At 56.5% G+C, this 8,401-nt stretch carries 9 protein-coding genes and 1 tRNA gene; 3 read left to right on the forward strand and 7 right to left on the reverse strand.

The window, feature by feature from the left end:
* Positions 1 to 29: 29 nt before the first annotated feature.
* The 3 genes from AC1HCZ_RS06450 to AC1HCZ_RS06460 are packed head-to-tail and all read right to left on the reverse strand — an operon-like array spanning position 30 to position 3,428.
* The gene (locus AC1HCZ_RS06450; protein ID WP_479462728.1) at positions 30 to 2,015 is read right to left on the reverse strand and encodes a 3-hydroxyacyl-CoA dehydrogenase/enoyl-CoA hydratase family protein; all 1,986 of its coding nucleotides are present in this window, start codon (positions 2,013 to 2,015) and stop codon (positions 30 to 32) included.
* Between the two features lie 50 nt (positions 2,016 to 2,065).
* Positions 2,066 to 2,797 (reverse strand): 16S rRNA (adenine(1518)-N(6)/adenine(1519)-N(6))-dimethyltransferase RsmA, encoded by a 732-nt coding sequence (gene rsmA, locus AC1HCZ_RS06455; protein WP_479462719.1) that lies wholly within the window; start codon positions 2,795 to 2,797, stop codon positions 2,066 to 2,068.
* A 1-nt stretch (position 2,798) separates the two neighbouring features.
* A complete protein-coding gene (locus AC1HCZ_RS06460) occupies positions 2,799 to 3,428 on the reverse strand; it encodes a DUF655 domain-containing protein (RefSeq protein ID WP_479462720.1) in 630 nt (209 codons plus the stop codon).
* A gap of 90 nt (positions 3,429 to 3,518) precedes the next feature.
* Between AC1HCZ_RS06460 and AC1HCZ_RS06465 the strand changes: the two genes are divergently transcribed.
* Positions 3,519 to 3,695: a preprotein translocase subunit Sec61beta gene (locus tag AC1HCZ_RS06465; RefSeq protein ID WP_479462721.1), complete on the forward strand. Its 177-nt coding sequence runs from the start codon at positions 3,519 to 3,521 to the stop codon at positions 3,693 to 3,695.
* 103 nt (positions 3,696 to 3,798) lie between these two features.
* A complete protein-coding gene (locus tag AC1HCZ_RS06470; protein WP_479462722.1) occupies positions 3,799 to 4,500 on the forward strand; it encodes an ERCC4 domain-containing protein in 702 nt (233 codons plus the stop codon).
* Here the strand turns inward: AC1HCZ_RS06470 and AC1HCZ_RS06475 are convergent.
* Genes AC1HCZ_RS06475 through AC1HCZ_RS06490 form a run of 4 tightly spaced genes read right to left on the reverse strand, consistent with a single transcriptional unit; the run spans position 4,497 to position 7,351 of the window.
* Entirely contained in the window at positions 4,497 to 4,796 is a 300-nt protein-coding gene (locus AC1HCZ_RS06475) for a hypothetical protein (RefSeq protein WP_479462723.1), read from the reverse strand. The genes AC1HCZ_RS06470 and AC1HCZ_RS06475 overlap by 4 nt on opposite strands.
* Positions 4,793 to 6,052, reverse strand: coding sequence for an NADP-dependent isocitrate dehydrogenase (locus tag AC1HCZ_RS06480; protein WP_479462724.1), 1,260 nt, complete (start codon positions 6,050 to 6,052; stop codon positions 4,793 to 4,795). Before AC1HCZ_RS06480 ends, AC1HCZ_RS06475 begins: the two co-directional genes overlap by 4 nt.
* Before the next feature lie 37 nt (positions 6,053 to 6,089).
* Positions 6,090 to 6,878, reverse strand: a complete 789-nt coding sequence (locus tag AC1HCZ_RS06485; RefSeq protein ID WP_479462725.1) for a hypothetical protein — start codon at positions 6,876 to 6,878, stop codon at positions 6,090 to 6,092.
* Positions 6,836 to 7,351, reverse strand: coding sequence for a nucleoside-triphosphatase (locus AC1HCZ_RS06490; RefSeq protein WP_479462726.1), 516 nt, complete (start codon positions 7,349 to 7,351; stop codon positions 6,836 to 6,838). The genes AC1HCZ_RS06485 and AC1HCZ_RS06490 overlap by 43 nt, the downstream gene beginning before the upstream one ends.
* Before the next feature lie 148 nt (positions 7,352 to 7,499).
* Between AC1HCZ_RS06490 and AC1HCZ_RS06495 the strand changes: the two genes are divergently transcribed.
* Positions 7,500 to 7,575: transfer RNA gene (locus AC1HCZ_RS06495), tRNA-Thr, on the forward strand.
* Positions 7,576 to 8,401: the final 826 nt, after the last annotated feature.

Genomic DNA, 8,401 nt, shown 5'->3' on the forward strand with positions numbered 1-8,401 from the left:
CGAATTAGGGCGACGGAAGCTGAACGTAATTATTTAAAGTTTGGTTTTCTCTTTTCTAAGAAGGCCGTAATACCCTCCTTGGCGTTCTCCGTGGCCAACGCCCTAGCGAACGCCTCGGCCTCCATTTCCAGTCCGTCCAGCAGCGGCACCTCTTGGGCTATCCTCACGGCCTTCTTGGCCAGCGCTAACGCCTCCTTGGGTTTAGAGGACAGTTTTTTGACCAAGAGCCTTACTTCGGAGTCCGCTATCCTCCTCGGCACCGCCCAGTTGACCAGCCCCCACTTCTCGGCCTCCACGGCGTCTATCGGGTCTCCCAAGAGGACCAGCTGCATGGCCCTCCCCAAGCCTACCAGCCTGGGGAGCCTCTGAGTTCCCCCGCCTCCCGGCATTATGCCCACGTTCACCTCTGGCTGACCCAAGAGGGAGTCTTCCGTGGCGAGCCTCAGGTCGGCCATCATGGCTACCTCCAAGCCGCCCCCGAACGCGTACCCGGTGACGTAGGCTATGACTGGCTTGGGGCACTCCTCGAGGGCCACGGCGAGCTTCTTGAAGGGCTTTGCCACGGTCTCCGGAGCCTTGGTCGGGTCTACGCCCTTCATTACCGTTAGGTCGAAGCCCGAGCTGAACACTTCCCCTCCGTAGAGCACTATCACCTTTACGCTCTCGTCCTCACAAGCTTTCTGGGCCACTTCAGCCATCTTCAACAACATTTCGGGCGTGAGGGCGTTCCTCTGCTTCGGCCTGTTCAGAATTATCCAGAGGGCCTCCCCCTCCTTCCTTACCTTTATCTCGCCCAAGTCCTCCTCACTCACATCGTACTCGTAGAAGCCCTTCCCGCTCTTGACCCCGAGCTTGCCCTCCTTTACCATGTTCTCTAGGAGCTGTACCGGACGGTAGTCATCCAGACCGTACCTCTCCTTTTTCTCTTTTATCGAGTCGAGCACGTTGTCTAAACCCAAGCTGTCGCCTAACTTGAGTATACCCATGGGTAAGTTCAGCCCCAATACGGTGGCCGTGTCGACCTCTTCCGCGCCGGCGACGCCGTTCTCCACGAGCCACGCCCCCTCGTTAATTGCCGTGTCTATTATGGAAATGTAGTCTACACCTTCGGCCACCGAGGCCTTAACGGCGGGCTTCTTGAACTTGCCGGGGGCGGGATACTCGTAGAAGCCCTTCCCGCTCTTGACCCCGAGCTTGCCCTCCTCCAAGAGCTTCTTGAACAGCGGACATATGGTTAGGTTCATTCCCCTCTCTCTCATGGCCTCCATCAAATGCACCAACACGTCCAAGCCTACGTAGTCCGCTAACTCGAAGGCGCCCATCGGGAAGTTGAGCTTATAACGGAGCGCGGCGTCTACTTGCTCTTTCGTGTAGACCCCCCTCTCTACGAGCCAACACCCTTCGTTCAAGAACAGGGCCATCACCCTGTTCACTATGAAGCCAGGAACGTCCTTGTTCACGACTATTGGTACCTTCCCCATCCTCTTTGCGAGTTCCACCGTAACGTTTACCGTCTCGTCACTGGTCTCCTTACCCCTGACTACCTCGACGAGCTTGAGTATGACTGGCGGGTTGAAGAAGTGCATCCCCACTACCTTGTCGGGCCTCTTGGTGGCCTTAGCGATCTCCGTTATCGGTATGGACGAAGTATTGGAAGCGAGGATGGCGTGGGGAGGGGCGTACTTGTCCAAAACCCCGAACACGGCCCTCTTCAGTTCGAGCTTCTCCGGAACGGCCTCTATAACGAAGTCAACGTCCTTGGCGGCCTCGGCGTAGCTGCTCTCGTCGTCTGGGTTGGCGACCATGGTCTCGATCCTCTTTAGTACCTCCTCTGGAGGTTCCTTCAGCTTACCCTTGGAGTACAGCTTCTCCAAACTTTCCTTTATTCTTTCCATGGCTCTGTCTAGGAACTCTTGCTTGATGTCTATCATCCTCACTTGCAAGCCGCTCATAGCGGCCACTTGGGCTATTCCGTGGCCCATGACTCCGGCTCCGACGACCAAGACCTTCTTCACTTCTTGCAAGGCTTGATCCGGGGCGTAGAAGCGTAAAAGAGGATAAAGCGCTAACGCCCGCTCCATGCGGCCCACAAGCTCTCTGGAGAGAGCTCCCTGACCCTCTCCTCCCCTTCCCAGCGGGCGCCGCACGAGGGCAAGACCTTGCGGGCCTTCTTGTTCCTCTGAGAGAAAACGCACGCCAAGAAATCTGAGAACTCCTTCGGAACCGAGTTTTTCTTAATTAACACGACGTGACGGCTCAACACCTCGGGCCTGGGGTAGAACGACTCCGGACCCCACGTGGGACCCAAGCGGACGTCGCAACACAAGGCGGCCATTACGGTCAACCTCCCGTACTCCTTCGTCCCGGGCTCGGCGACCAGCCTCTCGGCGACCTCCTTTTGAAGGAGGAAAACTCCCTTCTTCCACGGGCCTCTTGTGAAGAGCTTCGCGAGGAGGGGGCCGCTTATGCTGTAAGGGAGGGAGCCTACTATAATAGGGGCATCCAACTCCAACTCTAACGCGTCCCCACATATTACGTCCACATTATTTAAATTCAAAGACTTCAGATAGTTACAAAGTTTCGGGTCTTTTTCTATTGCAATTACCCTCTTAGACCGACTGGAGAGCGGCACCGTGAGGGCCCCAAGGCCCGCGCCTACCTCGGCCACCACCTCCCCACGGGGGACCTCACTCAAGAAGAACTCTATTATTTTGGGATTTACGGTGAAGTTCTGGCCCATCTTCTTCTTTGGCCTTATCCCCAGCTCTGCCAGCTTGGCCTTGGTCCACGTGAGCAAGCTAACCCCTCGCCGCCCTCCGCAGCCTACCCAAGTAGTTCAAGTAAGTAAAGCCCGGTTTAGGAGGCTCCACGAACAAGTAGTACTTCTCCTCGCCCCTTATCTCCCTTATTATCCTCTCTGTTAGGACCTCAACGGGGTGCTTCAAGTGGGTCCTCCTAGCTATGTCTTCGAAGTCCTTGAAAGGCTCGTTCTTCCGAGCCTCCAGTATCTCCTCTAACATCTTCTTTCCCACCCCCGGCAAGAGTTCCAGCGCGTGGAGCTTGACTGTTATAGGACCCGACAAGTTAAAGAAGTTTACGAACAGTTGCTCGTTGTCCAATATTATGCTCTTTACCACTTCAGGCAAGCTGCTCTGAGCCACGGCGGTGAGGTCCTCGTAGCTTATGTAATAGAAGCGGTTGATCAGCCTCTCGTCGGGCGGGGTGAAGGAGACCCTCTCCCCTATGTTAAACGCACTCCCGAACTTTGCGTTGAACTCTAGCAGCTTGAACTTGTGTTCGTCTATAGCTTGTATGAAGGGCTTGCTCCTGTGCTCCGGGTGGGCGTCCAGCGGGCGCCCCGAGGGGAGGAAGTCCAACACCCTCCCCTCCTTTGGCCTCTCCCTCCTTCTGCCTCTTGTTCCGCGCAATTCCCTTTACCCTGTAGCTCCCTTAAGCTCCGGAGTATATATGGTGAGAGCGTTTAAACCGCTCCTCCGAGGGGCGCGGGGACTTAGGGATTGGCTAAGAGGAAAAAGAAGGGGAGCGGGGGCTTAGTTACCGCAATAGGGCTGGTGAGGTTCTACGAGGAGGTAGAGGAGAAGATAAAGGTCCCTCCCGAGGCCGTAGTAGGGGCGGCCTTTGTGCTCTCGTTAATGACGATAGCTTTGGACCTGATGCTTAAGGCGGCCCGATGAGGTCCACGCCCTTCGCCGAGGCGAGTGAGGAGTCTTCCTCCCGAGGCTGAGGGGCACAGTCCCCCTTTTTGTACCTCCCCCGCGGCGGACGGAGCGAAGGGACATGCTGAGGGTGTACGCAGACGAGAGGGAGAAAAGAAGCGGAGTTCCGGAAATACTCTCGAGGAAGTACGGTGTGTTGGTCACCTTCAAGAACATGCCAGTCGCCGACTACGCAGTCTCCGACAGAGTGGGCGTAGAGAGGAAGAGTGTGACCGATTTCCTCAAGAGCTTGGCTGACGGGAGGTTGTTCAACCAAGCCAGGAGGCTCAAGGAGGTTTACCAGAAACCCTTCATAATTGTGGAAGGGAGGTGGGATTGGGTGGGAAAGGCTGAGAGGACCTCCAAGGCTGCATCCCCGGCGTTGGCCTCCTTGGTCTACGACTTCGGAATAGGGATAATTTACACGCTCACGAAGGAAGACACCGCTAGGGTAATAAAATTCTTAGCCGAGAGGGAGCAGGGGGAGAACAAGAGGAGGGTCCCGGTAAAGCTGCAAGGAAAGCCCCCGATAGGTGACTTGCGTCAATGGCAACTCTTCTTAGTCCAGTGCCTCCCGGGAGTTGGCCCCAAGTTGGCCGAAAAGCTCTTGGACAGGTTCGGGAGCGTGAGGGCCGTATTTAACGCCTCCGTAGCCGAGCTCAGCAAGGTCGAAGGCTTGGGCACAAACAAGGCCCAAGAGATAGTCAAGGTCCTATCAGCTCCGTGGAAGAGGAGGAATGACAAGGAAGGCTTGGAGAAATTCATTAAGAAAGACGATTCTTAAGCCCGCTTGTAGAGCCTCACGAACCTCCTCACGAACTTGTCCCACTGCTCTCCTTGTTTCAGCTCCTTCTCCACCAACTCCTTGAACTCAATCGCTCCCTCCCCGAACCTAATGACTGCCGCTTTGGCGAGCACTTGTAGGTCCATACCAATTATTTTGGAGAGTTTGAGCGCCTCCTCGAAGTCCTCTTCGCTCTCCATCGCTCTAGCTATTATCTCTGCCATCAGTTCGTCCAGCTGAGAGCGCGGGACGGTCTGGGTCGCGTATACTAAGAACGCTAGCGGCAGCTCCTTCAACCCTTCCCACCCAGCTTCTTGACGTTTTCTATGACTGCATCGGTGAACTCTGTAGTGCTGAGGGGCTTTATGCCCAGATGTCTAGCTATGTCTTGCGTCACCTTACCGGAGGCCACGGTTTCCTCTATCGCCCTCCTTATCAAGTCGGCCGCTTCCGACCAGCCTATGTGGTCCAACATCATCGCAGCGCTCAACGTGGCGGCGGTGTGGTTGGCCACGTTCTTGCCCGCGTACTTTGGAGCCGAGCCGTGGATCGGTTCGAACATGCCCACGTAGTCGCCCACGTTTGCCCCCGGGGCCACGCCCAGTCCGCCGACCAAGGCCGCTGCTGCGTCGCTGAGGTAGTCTCCGTTGAGGTTGGGGGTAACTATTATGTCGTAGTCCCAAGGCCTCGTTATTATTTGGTTGAACATGTTGTCTGCTATCCTGTCATTTACCAAGATTTTGTCCTCCGGAACCTCGCCCCCTTGCAACTCTTCTTCGAACACCACCTTGTCTCTGAACTCCTCTTTAGCCAGTTCGAAGGCCCATATCTTAAAGTAACCTTCTGTGTACTTCATTATGTTGCCCTTATGCATCACCGTAATCCTCTTCCTCCCGTACTTTATTGCCCACTCCAGCGCTTTTCTCATGATCCTCCTAGTAGCGAAACGGGAGATGGGCTTCAAGCCTATCCCGGCATCTTGTCTGAGCTCTATATTGAACTCCTTCTTGAGGAAGTCCCTAATCTTCTCTGCCTCCGGGCTATCGTACTTCCACTCTATCCCGGCATACACGTCCTCAGTGTTTTCCCTAAATATGACTATATCTACCTTGTCCGCGTACTTGTGAGGAGCCGGTACTCCCCTAATGTACTTCACTGGTCTAATGTTGGCGTACAAGTCTAGGAGTTGTCTCAGGGCGACGTTCACGCTCCTCCAGCCGGAGCCTATTGGGGTGGTCATAGGGCCTTTGAGGGCTACCTTAGCCGCCTTAATCGCGTTCAAGGTGTCTTGAGGGAGCATGGTCCCGTAGAGGGGCTCCGCCTCCACCCCGGCGTAGACCTTCCACCAGACGACCCTCCTCTTGCCTTCGTACGCCACCTCCACTGCGGCGTCAACTATCCTCCTCGCGGCCCCTATCACCTCGGGCCCTATGCCGTCTCCCTCTATGTAGGGTACTATGGGGTTGTCCGGGACCACCAGCTCCCCGTCCTTGACTTCTATGAACTTCCCCTCCTCAGGCGGCTTGATCTTCTCGAACTTGTACTCTTCCACGCGAGTTCCCTCGAGCCCCTTGGGAGCCCCCGGGGCCTTAAGGTCTCTTGCGGAGGGCCGCCGCGACGAGGAGCGCGAGGATCGCCAAGACCGGCTCGGAGGGACTCGGCCGCTCGGCGAAGAACTCTACTTTTATGATCAAAGTAGTGACGTCTGCCCAAACGTCGAGCGAGGTGGGGAAGGAGGCTACTACGGTCAACGTCTTGTCTGCGGAGGCGGAGACCTCGGTCGGCCCGTTTAAGGACAAGAAGTCCCGGGTCACGGTCGTCTTCGAGTTCTCGTAGAGGATGATAGAGGTCACCGGAGGGGGAGAGGCCGAGCAAACCACCTCGCCTCCCGGGAGCACCACGGCCCTCCCGACCAACTTCCCGGGCGCGGCGACGCGCTCGCTCCCGGAGGCCTCGGACTTAGCCGTCGTGACGGTCAGAGTTTCAATGACTTCGCTCTCAGTCCCTCCCAAAAGGTAATAGAGCGGTGATGGCAGGCTTACCGTGAAGGTGGAAGTGAGCGTGAATACCTTCACTTGGACCTCCGCCGGTACGGCCTTCGCTGCGGCCGCCTCGGGTGAGACGAAGATCAAAGTGGCGTTCCCCTTGCACACGGCGACGAAGGTCCTCTTCAAGGGTTCCGTGTAAACGTAAACGTACTCCCTCACCCCCAACTTCTCGAGCAAGGTTACGGTTTTGTAGCCAGCGAGGGTAACGGTAAACTCCGTGGTGCTTAGAACAGTCTTCGTGAGAGGGACGTAGACTGTTACTTCCCACGAGCCCGTCGCCAGCGCGGCTAGAGCGAGAAGGAGGAGAGCGCCTCCAAAGCTTCTTTCCAAGCCTCCTCCCTCGTCTCCCTCGTGACGAATATTTTACGACACTTGGAGAGCGCCTCCAAGAAGTCGCCGTCCCTCAACCTCGCGTGGTAAACTGCGACGAACGGCTTATTGCCCCTAACTACCCTCAACATTGCCTCTCTTAGCTTAGGCAGCTTGAGTTCCATAGGTCCTATCTCGTCTATCAAGTACGCGTCGCAGTCCTTGGAGAGCGCCCTCGCGCCCACCTCCTCCGCGCCGGGGCAGAGCTTGTACCTCCCAACCCTCGGGCCGTCGCAGTCCACCCTCGCTAGCCAAGCCCTAGAACCCTCGTCTACGTCTACGATCAAGAACCCGACCCTCCTGCCCCCCTCCCGAACGTCGGGGCAGGAGGTGCCGCAGACCCTAAGACCCATCTTCCTCAGCTCCTCTATTACTTTCGTAGCCAGCGTGCTCTTTCCCGCACCGGGAGGGCCGGTTATCGCCAAGCACCACACCCCGCCGAACCCAAAAAGGGAACTCGCCGGGCCCCTTTTCGCCGATGACGAGCTGGGCCCTTGAGCGAACGAGGGCGGTGAGCGAGTTTTTGTGCCCGGAGGGACGCAAAACAAAAATAACCCTTATTCTGGTGGCCGTCCGGGAGGAGCCGCCGTAGCTCAGCCGGCAGAGCGCCGCCCTGGTAAGGCGGAGGTCCCGGGTTCAAGTCCCGGCGGCGGCTCCACGTCATTCGAAGGTCCGCGTGCCGCTTGCCCTCTTCTCTGTAAAAGGCACCGACGGCAGGTCACACCGTCTAGGGAGCGCTCACATCGCTCATCTTAAATCTACAGACCTCCACCAAGCGAGGGTGCGGAGAACCCTCTGCCACCTTCCTAAACCTCCTGCGTACGGCCCTACCCTCTCCCAAACTTGAGGAGGGGTCGGCGACGTCCCAAGCGCGCCTCCGGCTCGCAAACGCCCACATCTCTTCTCTTTATTGTCAATACACGCGGGAAGTCCGTTGATCGCCTTGCGTTCCTTCACTCCCTCCCCGCGTCCACGCACGCAGTTGAGCGTCACGAAACGCGTCCGGGAGCTCCGACGAGGACACCTTTGCTCTTCCTCGCTCCCCAACCGCCGTTGAAGCGTCAGATCGGCAATTGTTTGTTTCCATCTCGCACCGCATTACGTCATTTTACGAGAATAAGGATAACGACGAGAAAGGCTAGGAGTTATGGGATTCAATACCTTGAGGACTGACAGCGTCCGAAGACTCTATCGAACAGATTGAACGTAATAGAGGCGGAAAACCCCGCTCGGCCTTCCTCCTTCAAGGTCGTCCAGGACGTCAATGGACGAGTCCCGTACCTTTGCGCGGAGCCCGAAGAGCACACTCTGGAACCTTGCCTACATAATAACCTTCTGTTCCGAGTTCCTCGTTAGCATTACAAATAATCAACTTTTTCTCACTCCTCATTTCCATTTTCCTCATTGAGCCCGTGGGAACACGCTATATTCGAAACCGTACCATTACTATTCTCATTTCTTAACCCCCTTATATCTTTTCATGG

It is taken from the genome of Ignicoccus sp. (assembly GCF_056435145.1).